Source organism: Actinomycetota bacterium (assembly GCA_016700055.1).
GTDB lineage: Bacteria > Actinomycetota > Acidimicrobiia > Acidimicrobiales > Ilumatobacteraceae > Kalu-18.
Genome location: CP064997.1, coordinates 1,684,823 through 1,703,530, shown reverse-complemented (window position 1 = coordinate 1,703,530; position 18,708 = coordinate 1,684,823). Strand labels below are relative to the sequence as shown.

Annotated in this window: 21 protein-coding genes; 10 read left to right on the top strand and 11 right to left on the bottom strand. The window is 69.7% G+C overall.

Features of this window, described 5'->3' with window-relative positions:
- Positions 1-33 precede the first annotated feature (33 nt).
- Together IPM43_08295 and IPM43_08290 are read left to right on the top strand one after the other, a co-directional pair.
- The gene (locus IPM43_08295; GenBank protein ID QQS23475.1) at positions 34-981 is read left to right on the top strand and encodes a type I pantothenate kinase; all 948 of its coding nucleotides are present in this window, start codon (positions 34-36) and stop codon (positions 979-981) included.
- A gap of 45 nt (positions 982-1,026) precedes the next feature.
- Positions 1,027-1,767 carry a hypothetical protein gene (locus IPM43_08290; protein ID QQS23474.1) on the top strand — a complete coding sequence of 247 codons (741 nt, stop codon included), beginning with the start codon at positions 1,027-1,029 and terminating at the stop codon, positions 1,765-1,767.
- Here the strand turns inward: IPM43_08290 and IPM43_08285 are convergent.
- The 5 genes from IPM43_08285 to IPM43_08265 form a co-directional block, all read right to left on the bottom strand.
- Positions 1,739-2,455 carry an HAD family hydrolase gene (locus tag IPM43_08285; protein ID QQS23473.1) on the bottom strand — a complete coding sequence of 239 codons (717 nt, stop codon included), beginning with the start codon at positions 2,453-2,455 and terminating at the stop codon, positions 1,739-1,741. The two genes, IPM43_08290 and IPM43_08285, sit on opposite strands and share 29 nt — an antisense overlap.
- On the bottom strand, positions 2,452-2,817 hold the full coding sequence (locus tag IPM43_08280) for a helix-turn-helix domain-containing protein (protein QQS23472.1): 366 nt from the start codon (positions 2,815-2,817) through the stop codon (positions 2,452-2,454). Before IPM43_08280 ends, IPM43_08285 begins: the two co-directional genes overlap by 4 nt.
- A complete protein-coding gene (locus tag IPM43_08275) occupies positions 2,814-3,050 on the bottom strand; it encodes a hypothetical protein (protein ID QQS23471.1) in 237 nt (78 codons plus the stop codon). The genes IPM43_08280 and IPM43_08275 overlap by 4 nt, the downstream gene beginning before the upstream one ends.
- Before the next feature lie 67 nt (positions 3,051-3,117).
- The gene (locus IPM43_08270; protein ID QQS23470.1) at positions 3,118-3,384 is read right to left on the bottom strand and encodes a WXG100 family type VII secretion target; all 267 of its coding nucleotides are present in this window, start codon (positions 3,382-3,384) and stop codon (positions 3,118-3,120) included.
- A 40-nt stretch (positions 3,385-3,424) separates the two neighbouring features.
- The gene (locus IPM43_08265) at positions 3,425-3,952 is read right to left on the bottom strand and encodes an NUDIX domain-containing protein (GenBank protein ID QQS23469.1); all 528 of its coding nucleotides are present in this window, start codon (positions 3,950-3,952) and stop codon (positions 3,425-3,427) included.
- 34 nt (positions 3,953-3,986) lie between these two features.
- Between IPM43_08265 and IPM43_08260 the strand changes: the two genes are divergently transcribed.
- The 3 genes from IPM43_08260 to IPM43_08250 are packed head-to-tail and all read left to right on the top strand — an operon-like array spanning position 3,987 to position 7,710.
- Entirely contained in the window at positions 3,987-5,219 is a 1,233-nt protein-coding gene (locus tag IPM43_08260; GenBank protein QQS23468.1) for an amidohydrolase, read from the top strand.
- A gap of 12 nt (positions 5,220-5,231) precedes the next feature.
- Entirely contained in the window at positions 5,232-6,506 is a 1,275-nt protein-coding gene (locus IPM43_08255; protein ID QQS23467.1) for a CoA transferase, read from the top strand.
- Positions 6,507-6,540: 34 nt separating this feature from the next.
- Positions 6,541-7,710, top strand: coding sequence for an aminotransferase class V-fold PLP-dependent enzyme (locus IPM43_08250; protein QQS23466.1), 1,170 nt, complete (start codon positions 6,541-6,543; stop codon positions 7,708-7,710).
- On the opposite strand, the gene IPM43_08245 is transcribed toward IPM43_08250, so the two are convergent.
- Positions 7,698-8,993 carry a DUF222 domain-containing protein gene (locus IPM43_08245; protein ID QQS23465.1) on the bottom strand — a complete coding sequence of 432 codons (1,296 nt, stop codon included), beginning with the start codon at positions 8,991-8,993 and terminating at the stop codon, positions 7,698-7,700. The genes IPM43_08250 and IPM43_08245 overlap by 13 nt on opposite strands.
- 95 nt (positions 8,994-9,088) lie before the next feature.
- Here IPM43_08245 and IPM43_08240 point away from each other — a divergent pair, with 95 nt between their 5' ends.
- The 4 genes from IPM43_08240 to IPM43_08225 are packed head-to-tail and all read left to right on the top strand — an operon-like array spanning position 9,089 to position 11,727.
- Positions 9,089-9,829 carry a CoA pyrophosphatase gene (locus IPM43_08240; GenBank protein QQS23464.1) on the top strand — a complete coding sequence of 247 codons (741 nt, stop codon included), beginning with the start codon at positions 9,089-9,091 and terminating at the stop codon, positions 9,827-9,829.
- 39 nt (positions 9,830-9,868) lie between these two features.
- The gene (gene msrB, locus IPM43_08235) at positions 9,869-10,282 is read left to right on the top strand and encodes a peptide-methionine (R)-S-oxide reductase MsrB (protein ID QQS23463.1); all 414 of its coding nucleotides are present in this window, start codon (positions 9,869-9,871) and stop codon (positions 10,280-10,282) included.
- 5 nt (positions 10,283-10,287) lie between these two features.
- Positions 10,288-11,190, top strand: coding sequence for an MBL fold metallo-hydrolase (locus IPM43_08230; GenBank protein ID QQS26386.1), 903 nt, complete (start codon positions 10,288-10,290; stop codon positions 11,188-11,190).
- Positions 11,191-11,217: 27 nt separating this feature from the next.
- Positions 11,218-11,727 carry a hypothetical protein gene (locus IPM43_08225; GenBank protein ID QQS23462.1) on the top strand — a complete coding sequence of 170 codons (510 nt, stop codon included), beginning with the start codon at positions 11,218-11,220 and terminating at the stop codon, positions 11,725-11,727.
- 19 nt (positions 11,728-11,746) lie between these two features.
- Here the strand turns inward: IPM43_08225 and IPM43_08220 are convergent, their stop codons facing one another.
- From IPM43_08220 to ccrA, 3 genes are read right to left on the bottom strand one after another with little or no spacing between them, the layout of a single operon-like run.
- On the bottom strand, positions 11,747-13,006 hold the full coding sequence (locus IPM43_08220) for an acyl-CoA dehydrogenase family protein (GenBank protein QQS23461.1): 1,260 nt from the start codon (positions 13,004-13,006) through the stop codon (positions 11,747-11,749).
- 28 nt (positions 13,007-13,034) lie between these two features.
- Positions 13,035-13,433, bottom strand: coding sequence for a methylmalonyl-CoA epimerase (gene mce / locus IPM43_08215; protein ID QQS26385.1), 399 nt, complete (start codon positions 13,431-13,433; stop codon positions 13,035-13,037).
- 50 nt (positions 13,434-13,483) lie between these two features.
- On the bottom strand, positions 13,484-14,818 hold the full coding sequence (ccrA, locus tag IPM43_08210) for a crotonyl-CoA carboxylase/reductase (protein ID QQS23460.1): 1,335 nt from the start codon (positions 14,816-14,818) through the stop codon (positions 13,484-13,486).
- A gap of 76 nt (positions 14,819-14,894) precedes the next feature.
- Between ccrA and IPM43_08205 the strand changes: the two genes are divergently transcribed.
- Entirely contained in the window at positions 14,895-16,076 is a 1,182-nt protein-coding gene (locus IPM43_08205; GenBank protein ID QQS23459.1) for an acetyl-CoA C-acetyltransferase, read from the top strand.
- A gap of 189 nt (positions 16,077-16,265) precedes the next feature.
- On the opposite strand, the gene recR is transcribed toward IPM43_08205, so the two are convergent.
- Positions 16,266-16,874, bottom strand: a complete 609-nt coding sequence (recR, locus tag IPM43_08200) for a recombination protein RecR (protein QQS23458.1) — start codon at positions 16,872-16,874, stop codon at positions 16,266-16,268.
- A complete protein-coding gene (gene dnaX, locus IPM43_08195) occupies positions 16,871-18,658 on the bottom strand; it encodes a DNA polymerase III subunit gamma/tau (GenBank protein ID QQS23457.1) in 1,788 nt (595 codons plus the stop codon). The genes recR and dnaX overlap by 4 nt, the downstream gene beginning before the upstream one ends.
- Positions 18,659-18,708 lie beyond the last annotated feature (50 nt).

Genomic DNA, 18,708 nt, shown 5'->3' with positions numbered 1-18,708 from the left:
GCTCTCTAGCACCCGCGACCTAGGGTTCGCGCCGTGCCCGCCGCCCACGAGTGCGACAGCCGGTTCCAGGTGTTCCTGCGCGAGGAGTGGGCGGCACTCCGCGCGGCCACGCCGCTGACCCTGGAAGACGACGACCTCGATCGGCTGCGGGGCATCGCCGAGCGCGTCGACCTCGACGAGGTCACCGCGATCTACCTGCCCCTCACCCGCCTGCTGAACCTGTACGTCAAGGCCACCCAGAACCTGCACCAGGTCGCGGTGACGTTCCTCGGCACCATGGCGCCGAAGGTGCCGTACGTCATCGGGATCGCCGGCAGCGTCGCGGTGGGCAAGAGCACGTTCGCCCGCATCCTGCAGGCACTGCTCGCGAGGTGGCCCGACCACCCGAAGGTCGACCTCGTCACCACCGACGGGTTCTTGTACCCGAACGCCGTGCTCGAAGAGCGCGGGATCATGAATCGCAAGGGCTTCCCGGAGAGCTACGACACGCGTCGACTGCTCGACTTCCTCCGCCGGTTGAAGAGCGGCGAGGACTGCGTGACGGCTCCCGTCTACAGCCACGTCGTCTACGACATCGTCTCCGATGCCGAGGTCACCGTGCGCCGCCCGGACATCTGCATCATCGAGGGCCTGAACGTGTTGCAGGTGGGTTCGTCGTCGCCGGGCGACTCGACCGAGTTCGTCAGCGACTACTTCGACTTCTCGATCTTCATCGACGCCGACGAGCACCACATCGAGCGGTGGTACGTCGACCGTTTCCTACAGCTGCGCGAGACCGTGTTCCAGGACTCCTCCAGCTTCTTCAGCTTCTACGCCGATCTCAGCCACGACGAAGCGGTGGAGACGGCGAGGGGCATCTGGCGGGCGATCAACGGCAAGAACCTGCGCGAGAACATCCAGCCCACCCGCGGACGGGCATCGCTCGTGCTGCGCAAGGGCGCAGACCACCACGTCTCCGAGGTGCAGCTGCGCAAGCTCTGAGCGCTTGCCGACCCGTGCCGTCCGTCGGGCGCGAAGATCGCTTCCATGAACAGACCACAAGTCGTCGCGCGCTCGATCTCGGCTCTCTTCGCCCTCGTCGTGCTCGGCGCGTGCGGTGGCGACGACGCCGACGGCCCGGTGGCGAGCGAGCCGGCGGCGACAACGACCGAATCTCCGACGACCGAGCCCCCGACGACCGAACCGGCTTCGACGACCGAACCGGCTTCGACGACCGAGGTGAGCGCGCCCACCACCGACGACGCGCCGACGACGACCTCGCGGACCCGGTTGTGGGCCGAGGTCGAGCCGCCGGCCGTCAACCCGCAAGGCGGGGGCAGCACCGACCCGATCGACCCGGCGTGGCTGGAGGAGAGCGGCGAGACGCTGGGCACGGACGTGGCCGACGGGGTGTACTGGGCGAAGCTGGTCGGACCGCTGGAGGGCGTCGGCGGACGAGGGCTCTCCCTGGACTTCTCCCAGGCCTTCTTCGGCGAGGCGTGCTACGAGCAGTTCGGCTCGGGTGACGACGCGTGCATGAACGACTACGACGTGCTCGCCGACCCTCACGGCGAGTTCCCCGCCTGGATCGACCAGCTCCAGTACGTCACGGTGACCAACCTCCCGGGCGTGAGCTACCTGATCGACGGTGAGGAGCTGTTCGCGCTCGCGAGCGGAGAGCCGCCTTCGGCGGGCGCCCCCGACGGTTGGGTGCTGACGGCACTTCCGTACCTGGCCACCGTGAGTGGCGGTGCGGTGGTCAGCCTGGACCAGGTCTGGTTGCCCTGAGCCAGCCGGGCAGTTCGGCCAGCGCCGACAGCTCGACGAACGCATCGCCGTCGTTCGGGCCTCTGTCGACGTGCTCCAGCTCCCACAGCAGCGGGTAGGGCACGTGCACGGCGTGCCCGCCCAACGCGAGTACGGGGAGGCAGTCGCTCTTCAGCGAGTTACCGACCATGCAGAACCGCTCCGGCCGGACACCGAGCTCGCCGATCACCCGCGCGTACGTGGCCGGGTCCTTCTCGAGCACGATCTCGACGTGGGCGAAGTGGTGTTGCAGGCCGCTCGTCGAGACCTTGCGCGTCTGGTGGATGAGGTCGCCCTTCGTGATCAGCACCAGCCGATGATCCTCGGCCACCGCCTCCAGCACCTCGGGCACGTCGTCGAGCAGGCGAACGGGCTCGAGCAGCAGGTCACGGGCGGTCTCCAGCAGCGCCTCGACCACCGACGAGGGGACGCCGTGCTGGGTGATCGTGAGCGCGGCCTCGATCATCGACAACCCGAACGCCTTCACGCCGTAGCCGTACACCGCGAGGTTCGCCCGCTCCGTCGCGGTGAGCGCCGCCATCACGTCGACGCCGTGGGGTGCGTAGGGCGTGACGAGTTGCACGAACCGCTCCTCGCCGCGCCGGAAGCCGTCCTCTGAGTGCCACAAGGTGTCGTCGGCGTCGAACGCCACCACGTCGAAACCGCTCATCGATGGATCGCGTTCAGGTAGTTGTAGACGGTGATCCGGCTGACGCCCATCGCGTCGGCCACGTCTTCCACCGCGCGGCGAAGGATGAACGCCCCGCGATCGTCGAGTAGGCGGATGGCCTGCTGCTTGCGCTCACGGCTCAGCTCCGGGAGGCTCCCACCGAGCTCCCGCTCGACGGCATCGATCAGCCGGTCAAGCGCGCCGTGCAGGGCGGGCAGGCGCACCGCGGCGACCACCTCTCCCTCCCACAGCAGCGGGATGTCCGCCGGATCGCGCTGGTCAGCCGGTACGAGTGTGCTGCCGGTGGCCGCGAGCAGGGGCTCGACCGCGGCGAGCAGGGGATGGTCCGACTTCGGGCTCATCCGGGCACCAGCGCGGAGTGGACGCTGACATGCGTCGCGCCGTTGGCGTAAGAGGCGTCGAGGAGCGCCTGCACGGAGCGGCCGGCGTCGGCCACGGCGACGTCGAACGACGAGCCGAACGGGCCGAAGTCGACGACGATGCCGAGGGCCTCGACGGCCCGCACCGCGGCAAGCACGTGCTGGCCCGGTCGACCCTCCACGAACGGTTCCACCGTGAACTCGACGTGCAACACCGGGCCAGCGTACGCGGCGAGGCCCACCGCCCAAACGGCCGACGGGCCCTTGCCCGGCGACCTGGCTTCAGACGCCCATCACCCTGCGCAGCTCCTGCCCCCGGGCGACGCAGTCGCGCCCGGCTGCGTCGAACGCCTCGGTGAGCCGGCTCATCGCCTGGCGGAACGAGCCCTGCCATTCGGCCTCGAACCGGTCACGGGCGGGGCCCATCCACGTGGTGCCGCCGAGCACACCCCCGACGGCGGCCACGATCCCGTCGACGGCCTCGCGTTGGCGCTGCAAGGTGGTGCCGAGGTGTTCGAGCTGGTCTGGGTTCGCGCCGTAGAGGCTCATCGGGTTCCTCCCGTTCCTGCCGGGCCGGGATGGCGCGGCGTCACCCGGTGTGTGGGCGAAAGCCGGGCAGGAGCGGCAGCAGCAGCGCCGTGCTGTCCGGCAGGAACCGCTCACGCCGCAGCAGTGCCCCGAGACCGGCGCTGTCGACGAAGTGGGCCTGCAGCACCTCGCCGTCGGCGAAGTGGAACGGCCCGTCGTGCACGACGCGAAAGCAGCGTCCGACGAGGGCGACGGTGGCATCCTCGAAGCCCCGGACGACTCCACCGTCGATCGCCTCCGGGGCAACCCCGACCACACCGACCTCCTCGGCCAGCTCACGCACGGCCGCGTCCTCCCACGACTCACCGGCGGCGACCACCCCACCGACGGCGCAGTCCCACCAGCCGGGCCAGACGTCCTTCTCGTGGCTGCGCTGGTGCACGAGCAGGCGGCCGTCACGGGAGACGACGGCGACGAACACCGCCCTGTGCCGCAGCCGTTCGGCGCGCATCCGCGCCCTGCTGACCACGTCGACCACCCGACCGTCGGCGTCGACCACCTCTACCGGTTCGTCCGCTGCGTCTGCCACCACGGCCCCTCCCTAGCACCACCTACGATGCGGCATGGCTGAAATGGAAGACGGCACCGACATCTCGACGCTGGCCGAGGAGTCCCGCGACCTGCTCGACGACGCGGTGGCGATGCGGCGCGTGCTGCACCAGTGGCCCGAGCTGGGCAACGATCTGCCGATCACCCGCGAGCAGGTGCTCGGCTCGCTGGAGGGGCTGCCGCTAGAGGTGACCCTGCACGACTCCACCTCCGGGATCGTGGCCGTGCTCGACGGCGCGGCGCCGGGGCCGACGATCCTGCTGCGCGGCGACATGGACGCGCTGGAGATGCCCGAGGACACCGGGCTCGAGTACGGCTCGAAGGTGGACGGGTCGATGCACGCCTGCGGGCACGACACGCACACCGCGATGCTCGCCGGGGCCGCGCGGCTGCTGTCGACGCACCGCGACCAGCTCGCCGGTCGGGTGCTGTTCATGTTCCAGCCGGGCGAGGAGGGCCACCACGGCGCGAAGTTCATGCTCGAAGAGGGCCTGCTCGACGTGCCGGCCCTCGCCGACGGCTCGCCCTCCCCGGTCGACGCCGCCTTCGCGTTGCACATCACGTCGTCCCTGCCGACGGGTTGGGTGGCGACGAAGGGCGGCCCGGTGATGGCGTCGAGCGACCGTCTCACCATCCGCCTCAGCGGCAAGGGCGGGCATGCGAGCGAGCCCCACCGCACCCTCGACCCGATCCCGGTCGCGTGTGAGGTGGTGCAGGCGCTGCAGACGATGGTCACCCGCCGCATCGACGTCTTCGATCCGGCGGTCGTCACCGTCGCCCGCATCACGGCCGGGACGACCTCGAACGTGATCCCCGAGTCGGCGCTCATCGAGGGCACCATTCGCGCGGTCAGCGAGTCCACCCGGCGCAAGGTGCACGACGGCATCAGACGCGTCGCCGAAGGCATCGCCGCCGCGCACGAGATCGAGGTCGAGGTCGAGGTCGTCGACGGTTACCCGGTCACCTCGAACAACTCCGACTTCGCGACGTTCGCGAGCTCGGTCGCCGGGGAGCTGATCGGCGCCGGACAGGTGGTGCAGCTCCCCCACCCGGTGATGGGGGCGGAGGACTTCAGCTACGTGCTCGACCGGGTGCCGGGCACGATGATGTTCCTCGGCGGTACGCCGCACGGCCGCGACCCGTCCACCGCTCCGCCCAACCATTCCAACCGCGTCACCTTCGACGAGTCGGCGATGGCCACGGGCATCTCGATCTACACCGCGGTCGCCCTCCGCCACTTGCAGTAGAGGCCGAACCCCGTGGACGAACCGCCGGCCGCAGCAGCGGGCGCGCCCGCCGGCAGGCCGCTCGAGGGCGTGCGCGTGCTCGACTTCACCCGGGTCCTGTCGGGCCCGCATGCGACTCGGATGATGGCCGACCTCGGCGCGGACGTCGTCAAGGTGGAGCCCCCCGCCGGCGACCTGACCCGCTTCTCCAACCCGCGGGTGGGCTCGCTCGCCACGTACTTCATCCAGCAGAACGTCGGCAAGCGCAACATCAGCCTCGACCTGTCCCGCGAAGAAGCTGTCGGGCTGCTCCACCGGCTGGCCGAACGCTGCGACGTGCTGGTCGAGAACTTCCGTCCCGGGGTGATGGAACGCATGGGGCTCGGCTACGCGGCGCTGACCGCCGACAACCCGCGCCTCGTCTACGCGTCGATCAGCGGCTACGGCGCCACCGGCCCCTGGGTGCACCGGCGCGCTTACGCGCCGGTCGTCGGGGCCGAGACCGGCGTGACGCGCATGCAAGGTGACGCGCGCGGCCACGGCGGCGGCGGGCGCGGCCACTACTCCAACGATCCCTTGTCCCATGCCGACGTCTACGCCTCGTTGGAGTGCATCACCGCCGTGCTGGCCGCGCTCTACATGCGCGAGCGCACCGGGCGTGGCCAGCACATCGACGTTTCGATGGCACAGACGATGCTCTACGTGAACGAACACGTCCACGACCAACTCTTCGACGGCGACGTCCCGCCGGACTGGATCCGCAGCTTCCAGCCCGGCGACTACCCGGTGCTGACCGTGGCCGACGGGACGACAGTGGTGATCTCCGGGCACCCCGCCGAGCGCGGCACCTTCGACCGCTTCGTGGCCGCGATCGGCAGACCCGAGCTGGCCGACGAGCCGCGCTTTGCCGACGTACCCACCCGACTCGCGCACCTCGACGAGCTGCTCGCCGAGCTGCAGGCGTCGGCGACCACGTTCGCTTCCGCCGACGAGCTCGAGGCGAGCCTGGCTGAGCAGGGGCTGGCGATGGGGGTGCTGCGCAGCGTGCGTGAGCTGGCCGACAGCACCTGGGCCGCCGAGCGCGGGTCGATCGTCGAGGTGAGCGACCGCAGCGGCGGTCACGTTCGCGTCCCTGCCGCCCCGTGGCGCTTCAGCGAGGGATTGGTCGGCGTGCGCGGCGAGCCGAAGTACCGCGGGGAGGACAACCGCGAGGTGCTCTCCGAGCTGCTCGGGCTCGACGAGACCGAGCTCGACCGGCTTGAGGAAGCCGGCGTGCTCACCAGCCGCGTCCCACCGCCGCCCGCCTGAACCCGCGGCGGTGACGCTCGGCCAGACTGCACATGTGCCGATCAGCCGCGACGACGCCGCCGCCCTCGACGCCGACGATCCCCTCGCTCCTTGGCGCGACGAGTTCTTGGTGCCCGACGCGCAGCTGATCTACCTGGACGGGAACTCGCTCGGCAGGCCACCACGGCGCAGCGTGGAGCGCATCGAACGAGTGCTGCGCGACGAGTGGGCGGGCGAGCTGATCGCAGGCTGGCATCACTGGTTGCACGAACCGTCACGAGTCGGCGAGATGCTCGCTCCGCTGATCGGCGCCCGTCCCGGCGAAGTCGTGGTCCACGATTCCACCACCGTCAACCTGTACCAGCTGGTCCACGCCGGCCTGGCGATGCATCCCGAGCGACGCACGGTGCTCGTCGCCGACGGGGAGTTCCCCACCGATCGCTATGTGGTCCACGGCGTTGCCGCGGCCACCGGGCACCGGGTGGGCGATCTGTCCGAGGGCCTGCACGACGACGTCGCGCTCGTCGTGCGCTCGCTCGTCGACTACCGCACCGCGGAGCTGGCCGACCTGGCCGGGTTCACCGCCTCGGCCCGCGCGGCGGGTGCGACCGTGCTGTGGGACCTGTCCCACGCCGCCGGCGCAGTGGAGCTCGATCTTCATGGCGCCGGCGCAGAGCTGGCCGTCGGCTGCACGTACAAGTACCTCAACGGAGGCCCAGGATCACCGGCGTGGAGCTACGTCGCCGCCCACCTGCAGCCCGTGCTCGACCAGCCGATGTGGGGCTGGTTCGCCCAGCAGGATCAGTTCGAGATGGAGCGCCCGTTCGATCCCCATCCCGACATTCGGCGGTTGCTGCTCGGCACGCCGGCGATCCTGTCGCTCGCTGGTGCCGAAGGAGGAATCGCCCTCACGGCAGAGGTCGGCATGCCCGCGATCGCCGCCAAGGGCCGCGCGCTGACGGGCCTGCTGCTGGAGCTCTGCGACGAGCTGGGGTTGCCGACGTCGACCCCGCGTGACGCATACCGCCGCGGAGCTCACGTCGCCGTGCTCCACCCTCGGGCGGGCGAACTCGTGCAACGCCTCGCCTCCGAGCGCAACATCGTCGCCGACTACCGGCCTCCCGATGTGATCCGTCTCGGTTGCAGCGCACTCACCACCAGGTACGTCGACGTGTGGGACGCAGCCCACGCCGTCGCCGAAGCCGGACGAGGTCACTTGCCATAGCCATCGCCGTCTCCGTCGTTGTCGTCGTCCTTCGCTTCTTCGTTGGCTGCGTCTTCGGCGGCTTGTGCTTGTTGGTTGCGCCAGCGGATGAGGGCGCGGAGGCGGTCGAGGTCGTCGATCGGTCTCACGGGTTGGGGTTTGACCTGGTGGTGGTCGCTGACGTCGGGGTGGCGGTTGTGGAAGGCGCACAGCAGTCGTCCGTTGAACTGGCTGGTCGGCCCGCCGTCGCGCCAGGGCGTGATGTGGTCGACGTCGCAACGCTCGACGCTCTGGTAGCAGCCGGAGGAGTGTTGGCAGCGGCGGTCGCGGACTTCGATCGCGCGCCGTAAAGCCCCGGTGAAGCGGCGTTTGTGGGTGACGGCGATGACGGTGGTCTTACCGTCGAAGATCACCGATTCCACCAGTGCGTCGTTGACCAGTCCGGCTGCTTGGCCGGGGGTGATCACCGTGCCGTTGGACAACTCACACATGTGCCGCAGTGTTTCGTCGCCGACGAGCACGGTGATCAGTGGTCGTTGGCGGCCGGTCTTGGACGCGGCTGAGCGTTTGGCCATCTCCACCAACGCCGCCGCCCGCCGCTGCGTGACGGTTCTCACCGTCAACGAAGCCTTGTCGGCCAGCAGCAACTGCCGTTCCAATCTCTGTAGTTCGTTGGTGAACACCGCGCCCGATATCGCGTCGAGTTGGCCGTTGATCACCACGGTGCCGTCCAAGGTCGCGGACGCGTGCAACGTGTTCGCGCTCACATTGCGTTCGGCTTCCTCCTCCGCGGCGGCGGCGTCGGCGCGTTGACGCCAGTACCTGACCAGCCGTTCAGCGTCTTGGAACGGCAACCGCGCGCATTGATCGACCAGCCATTCCTCGCTGTCGGTGAACGCGGCCTGGCAGGGTTCCTTGCGCGCCCTGGCGAACAAGTACACGTGATCCAGGGACAGCCGACCAGCCTCGATCCCCGCGGCAACACGAGACATCACCGCGAGATCCCGCGCCCTGGCGATTTCCACCCTGGCCGAGTGCGTTGACGTGTTCGTCTCCCGGGCGAGGCGGTGGGCGGGGCTGCGCGACCCGTCGCCGGCCCACACCCCCCGCGTATCCCAGCGCCAAACGACAGCGGCGCGGGCCACCCCCAACCGCGCCGTGCAGCGCTGCACGGCGATCGTCAACGCGTGCAGCCTGTCGTCAGACAGAGCGACGAGGTCGAGCCGAGAGAGGGCATCGACACCGGCGTTCAAAGCTGCCAGCGCCTGTTCCTCGACCCCTACAACCCCGGTTACGGGTTCCATCAGCCCAGTATACGAACATATGTTCGTATCGTCAACCCTACAAGGAAGGAATCCGCGATCCGCCGTCGGCCGGGCAGGCGCGCCAGACTCGGCCCGTGAGCCGCGCCCCGCAACCTGTCGCCCACGACACCGGGCTGCGGGAGCGCATCGTGCAACACCTCACCGCTCACGAGCGGCGTTCGCACCCGCTGGAGGGCCGCCGTCACGCCGCGGTGGCGATCGTCGTCGTCGACAGCGACGCCGATGCCGACGACCACGACCCGGCCGAGCTCGGCGAGGACCCGCTCCACATGGTGCCCGGCGACACCAGCGGCCTCGACGGGCGCATGGTCGGGGTCACCGGAGGTGCGGCGTTCGTGCTCTGCCGCCGGTCCGCCAGCATGAACAGCCACGCCGCGCAGTGGGCCCTGCCCGGCGGCCGGCTCGACCCCGGCGAGTCCCCGCAGCAGGCCGCGCTGCGGGAGCTGGACGAGGAGCTCGGCCTGGCGCTGCCCGTCGAGGCGGTGCTCGGCTGTCTGGACGACTACCCGACCAGATCGGGCTACGTGATCACACCGGTCGTGGTGTGGGCCGAGGGCCACGTGGTGCTGACGCCCCACCCGGGCGAGGTGGCCCACGCCTACCGCATCGGCCTGCACGAGCTGGTGAGGGACGACTCACCGCGTTTCGTCACCATCCCCGAGAGCGACCGACCGGTGGTGCAGGTCCCCCTCGGCGGCGACCTCATCCATGCTCCGACCGGAGCAGTGCTGGTGCAGTTCCGTTGGGTGGCACTCGAAGGCCGCCTCGGCGAGCGCGTCGATCACCTGGAGCAACCCGTCTTCGCCTGGCGCTGACCCGTAGGCGGGCGCGTTCGAGCACGCCAGAATGGGGCGATGGCAGACCAGGCGCTCCCCTCCGACGACGAACGGCGTGACCGCCTCACCCCGCTGCAGTACCAGGTCACCCAGCACGCCGGCACCGAGGCGCCGTTCACCGGCGAGTACTGGGACGCCTGGGACCCCGGCACCTATCGCTGCATCGTTTGCGACGAGGCGCTCTTCGAGAGCGAGACCAAGTTCGACGCCGGGTGTGGCTGGCCGAGCTTCTGGGAGGCGCTCGACCCCTCCAAGGTGGAGCTCACCGTCGACCGCTCCCACGGGATGGTCCGCACCGAGGTCACCTGTGCCCGCTGCGGTGCCCACCTCGGTCATGTGTTCCCCGACGGGCCGGCCCCCACCGGCGACCGGTTCTGCATCAACTCCGCCTCACTCCACCTCGCGCGCGCTCAGACCGACGAGCAGAGTTGAGCGCCATCGCCGACTGGACTGGTGACGAGCGGCGCCTGACGAGCGCGGTCAGCCTGCTGCCCGGCGCCGACAACGGCGCCTACCCGTCGGGCAACACCCTCTACGTGCGCGGTGCGGGCGAATCGGTGGTGATCGATCCTTCGATCACGGTCGTCGCGCGCGGCGGCCTGCCGAACCGGGTCGACGCGGTGCTCAACAGCCACAGCCACGAGGACCACGTCGCCGGCAACGGGTTGTTTCCCCGCGCCCGTGTCCACGTCCACGACGCCGACCTGCCCGGCGTGCGCAGTCTCGACGGCTTGATGGACGTCTACGGCCTCGCCGGCGAGGCCCGCGAGGCGTTCGCGGCCGTCGTCGTCGACCAGTTCCACTTCGCCCCCCGGCCCGACGCGCAGGGCTTCACCGACGGCCACGTCTTCGACCTCGGCGGGGTGACGGTGGAGGCCGTCCACCTGCCCGGGCACACGAGGGGCCACAGCGGGTTTCGCATCTCGGGGGGCGTGTTCTTCCTCTCGGACATCGACCTCACCGGCTTCGGGCCCTACTACGGCGACGCGTGGAGCGACCTCGAGGACTTCGAGGCCAGCCTCGGGAAGGTGCGTGACGAGGAGGCCGACTGGTACGTCACGTTCCACCACAAGGGCGTGATCGGGAGCCGAGAGACGTTCGTGCAGATGATCGACGCGTTCACGGCCGTGATCGGGCGCCGCCACGAGGCGATGCTCGACTTCCTCGGCGAGCCTCACACGCTGGAAGAGATGGTGCGGCACCGCTTCGTCTACCGGCCCCACGTCGAACACGTCTTCGCGGACTCGGTCGAACGCCGCAGCGCTCGGTTGCACCTGCAGCGCATGATCGGCCGCGGCGAGGCGGCCGAGGTGTCCAGTGGTGTGTACCGGCGAACCTGACCCAACCCCAGGTCTACCCTCGCGGTGATGGCCGCCGACCCGCCGCCCGACAACCCCGACACCGCCGAGGCCGACACCGCCGAGGCCGAGCTGCATCGGCGGCTCGCGATCGACGCCAACAACTCGGTGTGGGAGCTGCTCGGTGGCGAGGGCCGCCCCGTCGGCGCAGCCGCCGACGAGCTGCTCGAGCGTGCGTACGCCGCCGCGTATCACTGGCGCCGCGCCGCCCGCCGGGGGCCGGAGAACGCGGCGCGGGCGTCGTGGCTGCTGTCGAGGGTCCATGCCGTGCTCGGCCACGGTGACCTCGCGCTCCACCATGCCGATCGCTCTGCAGCAGCCGTCGCAGCCGGCGGACTGGTCGACTTCGACCTCGCTTACGCCCACGAGGCGCGCGCTCGCAGCCTCGCCTGTCTCGGCCGCCTCGACGACGCCGCCGCCGAGCGCGCAGCGGCGGGTGCAGTGCCGATCGCCGACGACGAGGACCGCGCGATCTTCGAGTCCGACCTGGCCGCCGAGCCGTGGTTCGGGTCCGCGTGATCGCTGCCTGAGTCGACCCTCAGCCGCGGCCACCCCCAGGGGCGATCGTGCTTGCGCCGTCGGTGCGGAAGGCGGGATCGTGACGGCGCAGCTCGGCCCGGGCGATGGTCATCTTGTGCACCTCGTCGGGTCCGTCCGCGAGGCGCAGCGTGCGGATCCCGGCGTACATCGCGGCCAGGGGGAAGTCCTGGCTGACGCCACCTCCGCCGTGCACCTGGATCGCGCGGTCGATGATCCGCAGCGCCACGTTGGGTGCGGCCACCTTGATCGCGGCGATCTCCGTACGCGCACCCTTGTTGCCCACGGTGTCCATCAGCCAGGCCGTCTTCAGCGTCAGCAGCCTGATCATCTCCAGCTCGATGCGCGCCTCGGCAATCCAGTCCTGGATGTTGGAGCGGTCGGCGAGCCGCTTGCCGAACGTGGTGCGTTGTAGCGCCCGCTGGCAGGTCAGCTCGAGGGCCCGCTCGGCGGCACCGATCGTGCGCATGCAGTGGTGGATGCGGCCGGGGCCGAGGCGGGCCTGGCTGATCATGAAGCCGTCGCCCTCCTGCGCGATCAGGTTCGACGCCGGCACGCGCACGTTGTCGAAGACCGTCTCGGCATGGCCCTCGTTGTCGGTGTAGCCGAACACCGACAAGTTGCGCGCCACCGTGACGCCGGGGGTGTCGATCGGCACCAGGATCTGGCTCTGCTGGCGGTGAGGGGAGGCACCGGGGTCGGTCTTGCCCATCACGATCATGATCCTGCAGTTCTTGTGGAACGCGTTCGAGGTCCACCACTTGCGGCCGTTCAGCACGTAGTGGTCGCCGTCACGCTCGATCCGCAGCGAGATGTTCGTCGCGTCGGAGGAAGCCACGTCTGGCTCGGTCATCCCGAAGGCAGACCTGATCTCGCCGTCGAGCAGCGGCCGCAGCCACACGTCCTGCTGCTCGGGAGTGCCGAACATCGTCAGCACCTCCATGTTGCCGGTGTCGGGTGCCGAGCAGTTGCAGGCCTCCGACGCGATCGTCGAGCGGCCCATGATCTCGGCCAGCGGCGCGTAGTCGAGGTTGCTGAAGCCTTCACCCCACCAGCCGGCATGGGGCTGGAACAGGTTCCACAGCCCGCGCCGGCGCGCCTCGGCCTTCAGGGTCTCCATGATCGGCGGGTAGAAGTGCGGGTCGCCGGAGTCGTGCACCTGCTGCTCGTGGACGGACTCGTTCGGGTAGACCCATTCGTCCATGAACGCGAGGAGCTTCTCGCGGTACTCGAGGCAGCGGTCGGAAAAGGCGAAGTCCATGCACGCGGACCGTAGTCCGGCGCGCCGGTCACTCCTCGACGAGCTCGATCAGCGTGCCGAAGCTGCCCTTCGGGTGGATGAAGGCCACGGTCGTCCCCCGACTACCCGGCCGCGGCGCCTTGTCGATCGGCGTGGCTCCGGCGGCGACCATTGCCGCCAATGCTTCGGCGCAGTCGGCGACCCGGTACCCGATGTGGTGCAGTCCCTCGCCACGCTTCTCGATCGCCTTGGCCACCGGGCTGTCCTCACGGGTCGGGGTGAGCAACTGGACGTAGCTCTCGGCCACCTTCAAGAGGGCCTCCTCGACGCCGTCGGATTCGACCACCTCGCGGTGGTCGACCTCGGCACCAAAGGCCCGCTGGTAGTAGTCGATCGCCGCTTCGAGGTCGCGTACGGCGATGGCGACGTGGTCGATCTCGGTCAGCAGCATGGGCATATCCTGCCCGCGCCGAAGAGGGAGCGGGCAAGCCGTCCGGGTCAGGCGCGGCGGAACCGGCGCAGGTTGTCCTCGCCGACCTTGGCCCGCAGCTCGGGGTCGTCAATGCCGAGGCCCTCGCCCGGAGCCAGGCAGAGCACGGCGAGCTTGCCCTCGTGCATGTTGTGGTGCACCTGGTACGCGGCCTCGCCGGTCTGGTCGAGGGGGAACACCTGCGACAACACCGGGTGGATCATGCCCTTCGAGATCAGCCGGTTCGCCTCCCAGGCCTCGCGGTAGTTGGCGAAGTGGCTGCCGATCAGCCGCTTCAGGCGCATCCAGAAGTGGCGGTTGTCGAACTCGAGCATGAACCCGCTCGTCGCCGCGCACGTGACGACCGTGCCGCCGCGCTTCGCGACGTACATCGACGCGCCGAACGTGGAGCGGCCCGGGTGCTCGAAGACGATGTCGGGGTCCTCGCCCACCAGGGCGCGGATGTCCTTGCCGAGTCGCCGCCACTCCTTCTCGTCGTGCACCCCGTTCTCGTCGTAGAAGTTGTAGCCGGCCGAGCGGCGGTCGATGATCGCCTCTACGCCCATGTTGCGCAGGATCTGGGCCTTGTCCTCACTCGACACCACGCACACGGGGATGCCGCCGCCGTTCAACACGTACTGGGTGGCGTACGCGCCGATCCCGCCCGTGGCGCCCCAGATCAGCACGACGTCGCCCTGCTTCATCGACGCGGCGTTGGGTGACACCAGCATGCGGTAGCTCGTCGAGTTGCACAGCGCGTTGACCGCGGCCTCTTCCCATGACAGGTGCGCGGGCTTGGGCATCAGCTGGTTGGCCTTCACGATCGCCATGTCGGCAAGACCGCCGAAGTTCGTCTCGTAGCCCCAGATGCGCTGGTTCGCGGCCATCATCGAGTCGTCGTGGGCGGTCGGGTCCTGGTCGTCGACGTGGTTGCAGTGCACGGTCACCCGGTCGCCCGGCTTCCAGTTGCGCACCGCGGAGCCCACCTTCAGCACCACTCCGGCGGCGTCACTGCCGATCACCTGGTACGGCTGCGCGTGGCGCTTGGCCCACTCGCTCTCGCGGGCGAGGCGCTCCATCGGGCCGAACGTGTCGACCGGCTCGAAGATGCTCGACCACACCGTGTTGAAGTTGATGCTCGACGCCATCACCGCGACGTAGGCCTCGTCGGGGGCGATCTCGGGCGTCGGGACGTCGCCGACGTGGATGCTGCGGCGGGGGTCCTTCTGGTCGGAGGTGAGGCCCTCGAACATCTTGATCTCGGACTTCAAGACGTGCGCCCCGCGATAGCTCTCGGGGACTGCGAGGGCGGCGAACTCCTCGCTGGACGCGCCTGCCTGGATGGCCTCGAGGACGTGCTGCATGGGCGCCGACGTTACCGCGCGGTAGGTTCGCCCACCTAGGCTGTCGGAGTCGGAGCTTGCCCAGGAGGAGCGCAAAATGGCTGGTTCGTACATCGTCGCCGGAGCCCGTACGCCGATCGGCAAGATGAGTGGGGCACTCGCCCCGTTCAGCGCCGCCGACCTCGGCGGCTTCGCGATCAAGGCGGCGCTAGAGCGCGCCGGTGTCTCCCCCGAAGAGGTGGAGCACGTCTTCATGGGCCAGGTGCTGATGGCCGGCCAGGGTCAGGTCCCGAGCCGTCAGGCGGCGGTCAAGGCCGGCATCCCGATGAGCGTGCCGTCCGTGAACGTCAACAAGGTGTGCCTCTCGGGGCTCAATTCGATCTATCTCGCCAACCAGATGATCATGGCCGGTGAGGCCGACATCGTCGTGGCCGGCGGTATGGAGTCGATGACGAACGCGCCCTACATCGCCGCCGGGGCCCGAGCCGGGTTCCGCTACGGACACACCGAGTTGCAGGACGCGATCATCGCCGACGGTCTGTGGTGCGCGTTCGACAACTGCGCGATGGGTCTCGGTACCGAGCGCTACGCGGCCGGCAACATCAGCCGCCAGGCGCAAGACGAGGCCGCCGTGGCCTCCCACGAGCGTGCCGCGAACGCCATCAAGGACGGACGCTTCGCCGACGAGATCGTCCCGGTGGCGATCCCCCAGCGCAAGGGTGAGCCGATCCTCGTCGAGACCGACGAGGGCGTGCGCCCGGGCACGACGCTCGAGAGCCTCGGGGGGCTTCGCCCGGCGTTCGACAAGGAAGGCACGATCACCGCCGGCAACGCGTCGCAGATCTCCGACGGCGGTTCGGCGATCGTGATGATGAGCGAGCGCGCGGTGCAGAGCCGCGGCGTCAGCCCGCTCGGGCGCTTCGTCGGCTACGGGATGGTCGCCGGGCCGGACTCGGCCTCACTGCTGCACCAGCCGAGCGCGGCCATCCGCAAGGCGCTGTCGCGCGCGGGGCGCGAGCAGAGCGAGATCGCCCTCTACGAGATCAACGAGGCGTTCGCCGCGGTCGGCATCGCGTCGATGGCTGATCTCGGCGTCACCGACGAGGTGGTCAACGTAAACGGGGGCGCAATCGCACTCGGCCACCCGATCGGCATGAGCGGCAACCGTCTGGCGCTGACGGTGCTGCACGAACTGCGCCGCCGGGGCGGCGGGCTCGCCGCAGCGGCGCTGTGCGGGGGCGGCGGGCAGGGCGACGCGCTCTTGGTGGAGACGGTCTGAAATCTGTGGTTGACATTCATCCGTCATCTTTGTAATGTAACCGCAACAGATAGCACCGCTTCGGTGGTGCCATCGGAACACACGGGGTACCACCTCTGGAGCTGGCTCATCCGCCCGCTGCCAGTTGCAGGGGCGGTACCCCTTGTGCCGTTTTCGGCCCCGCTTTGGCCGTAGCTCTCGCTGTAGGTATCAGGCTTCGAGCTCCCGGCGCGCTTCGAGCGCCCGCCCGAGGGTCAGCTCGTCGGCGTACTCGAGGTCGCCCCCCACCGGCAGCCCACTCGCGATGCGGGTCACCCTCAGCCCGAGCGGCTTCAGCAGCCGTGCCAGGTACATCGCGGTGACCTCGCCCTCGGTGTTCGGGTTGGTGCAGATGATCACCTCTTGCACGACTTCGTCGCGCAGGCGCTTGACCAACTCGGCGACCTTCAGGTGCTCGGGGCCGATCCCTTCGAGCGGGTTCATCGCCCCGAGCAGCACGTGGTAGCGCCCGCGGAACTCGCCGGTCTTTTCGATCGCGACGATGTCACGGCTCTCCTCGACGACACAGAGCATCGTCGGGTCACGGCGGTCGTCGGCACAGATCGGGCACAGCTCGGCGTCGGCGACGTTGAAGCACTCGACGCAGAAGCGCACCTTGGCCTTGGCCTCGCTGATCGCGTGGGCGAGACGCTCGGCGTCGTCGACGGGGATCTTCAACAGGTGGAACGCGATGCGCTGAGCCGACTTCGGCCCGATGCCCGGCAGGCGGCCGAGCTCGTCGATCAGCGCTTGTACGGGCGCGGTGTAGGTGGTGTTCACCGACCGTCCTCGTCGATCACTTCGGACCCGGGGAACGCCTGCGCCAAGCGGTCGAGCGGGCTGACGACCGGCACGCTCGGGGCGTCGAGCAGCTCGGAGGGGTCGACGTCTTCGTCGTCGACGACGGTCTGACCCGGCTGGGTCGCAGAAGCTGGCGACGTGCCGGAGGCCGTGGACGAGTCGTCGACTTCGAGCACCACGGTCACGGCCGTACCGGCCACCTTCGCCAAGGCCTCTTCGACCTCGCCGCGGTGGCGCTCGGCCCGCGCCCGGTGATGCTCGTTCGGGAACGAGATCTTCAGCGCGCCGTCGTGCAGACCACCGACATGGCCCGCCGCGTACAACGCCCGGACCAACGGCTTCAGCGCGGTGAGCACGTCGGTGCCCCACATCGCGACGGCTCGCGCGGGATCGGCACCCACCTGCTGCGACGGCGGCGACGTCGGCGAAGGCCCCTGCGCGGGCGCGGGCGGGGCGCCAGGTACCGACGGCTCGGGGCGCTCGATCGGCTCCGAGTACTCGGCAGGCTCGGTCTGCTCGGAGCGCTCGGCAGGTTTGGTCTGCTCGACGGGCACCGGGCGCGGGATGGAGCCGGTGACGTCTCGGCCCGAGCGTGAGCCGAGGAGGGCCCGACCCGTGGTGGGGTCGCGTTCGGCTGCGGGACTCGCCGGCGCGGCGCTCATCTGCGCGACGGCGCGCTCGAGCTGCTCGATTCGATGGAGCAGGGCTTCGACTCCCGTCTCGAGCTCACGGTGGGTGAGCCGCACCAGCGCCACCTCGACGAGCACTCGCGGGTCGGGTGCGTGACGGACCTCGAGCAACACCTCGCCGAGGGTCTCCATCGCCTTGACAAGCTGGCCGGCGCCGAGGCGGCGGGCCTGCTCGGCCACCTGCTCGGCCCGAGCCTCGGTGAGCTGCAGCAGTTCGGGGGCCATCAGAGCAAGGAAGCAGTCACGCATGTGACGCACCAGGTCCTCGGCCAAGGTGCGCGCGTCACGGCCCTGCTGCACGGCGTGGGCGACAGCCGCGAGCACGCGGCCGGTGTCGGACTCGATCAAGGCCTCGATGAACTCGTCGACGGGCGTCGCCTCGTCGAGCAAGCCCTCCGACATAGCCGCGAGCTCGAGTGCCGACAGCGCGTCGCGTGCCGATCCCGCGCCTTGGCGCAGTACCGCCTGCACCATCTCGTCGTCGATCGGGATTCCGGCGTCTTCGGCCACCCACCGCACGTGGGCCTCTAGCTCGTCGATCGGCAACAAGTGGAACTGCAGGTGCTGGGTACGGCTGCGGATGGTCTCGAGCACCTTCTGCGGGTCGGTCGTGGCGAGCACGAACACGACATGTGGCGGCGGTTCCTCGAGCGTCTTCAACAGCGCCGCCGAAGCGGCCTTGGAGAGCATGTGGACCTCGTCGAGGATGTACACCTTGTGCCTGCCCGGCGTGCCGAGCGAAGCGCGGTCGACGAGGTCGCGGATGTTCTCGACGCCGTTGTTCGACGCCGCGTCGAGCTCGAACACGTCGTAGCTGTTGCCGGCCTCGACCGCGAGGCAGGACGCACACTGGCAGCACGGCTCGCCGTCTTCTGGGTGCTCGCAGTTCAACACCTTGGCGAGGATGCGTGCCGAGGTGGTCTTGCCCGTGCCTCGCGGACCGGAGAACAGGTACGCCTGCCCCTCGCGGTGGTTGCGGACGGCGTTGCGCAGCGCCCGTACCACGTGCTCTTGCCCCTTCACCTCGGCGAAGCGACGTGGCCGGTAGCGGCGATAGAGCGACTGGACGGCCATTGCGACGAGCCTACCCAGGGGGTGACGCGGGGCCCGGGGCGTGGTGTCGT

Bases quoted from the DNA above. Each gene is read 5' to 3' on its own strand.
- IPM43_08290 (QQS23474.1), top strand. From the start codon at position 1,027: ATGAACAGACCACAAGTCGTCGCGCGCTCGATCTCGGCTCTCTTCGCC.
- IPM43_08270 (QQS23470.1), bottom strand. From the start codon at position 3,384: ATGAGCCTCTACGGCGCGAACCCAGACCAGCTCGAACACCTCGGCACC.
- IPM43_08245 (QQS23465.1), bottom strand. From the start codon at position 8,993: ATGGAACCCGTAACCGGGGTTGTAGGGGTCGAGGAACAGGCGCTGGCA.
- msrB (QQS23463.1), top strand. From the start codon at position 9,869: ATGGCAGACCAGGCGCTCCCCTCCGACGACGAACGGCGTGACCGCCTC.
- IPM43_08280 (QQS23472.1), bottom strand. From the start codon at position 2,817: ATGAGCCCGAAGTCGGACCATCCCCTGCTCGCCGCGGTCGAGCCCCTG.
- IPM43_08225 (QQS23462.1), top strand. From the start codon at position 11,218: ATGGCCGCCGACCCGCCGCCCGACAACCCCGACACCGCCGAGGCCGAC.
- IPM43_08260 (QQS23468.1), top strand. From the start codon at position 3,987: ATGGCTGAAATGGAAGACGGCACCGACATCTCGACGCTGGCCGAGGAG.
- IPM43_08220 (QQS23461.1), bottom strand. From the start codon at position 13,006: ATGGACTTCGCCTTTTCCGACCGCTGCCTCGAGTACCGCGAGAAGCTC.
- IPM43_08205 (QQS23459.1), top strand. From the start codon at position 14,895: ATGGCTGGTTCGTACATCGTCGCCGGAGCCCGTACGCCGATCGGCAAG.
- ccrA (QQS23460.1), bottom strand. From the start codon at position 14,818: ATGCAGCACGTCCTCGAGGCCATCCAGGCAGGCGCGTCCAGCGAGGAG.
- IPM43_08285 (QQS23473.1), bottom strand. From the start codon at position 2,455: ATGAGCGGTTTCGACGTGGTGGCGTTCGACGCCGACGACACCTTGTGG.
- dnaX (QQS23457.1), bottom strand. From the start codon at position 18,658: ATGGCCGTCCAGTCGCTCTATCGCCGCTACCGGCCACGTCGCTTCGCC.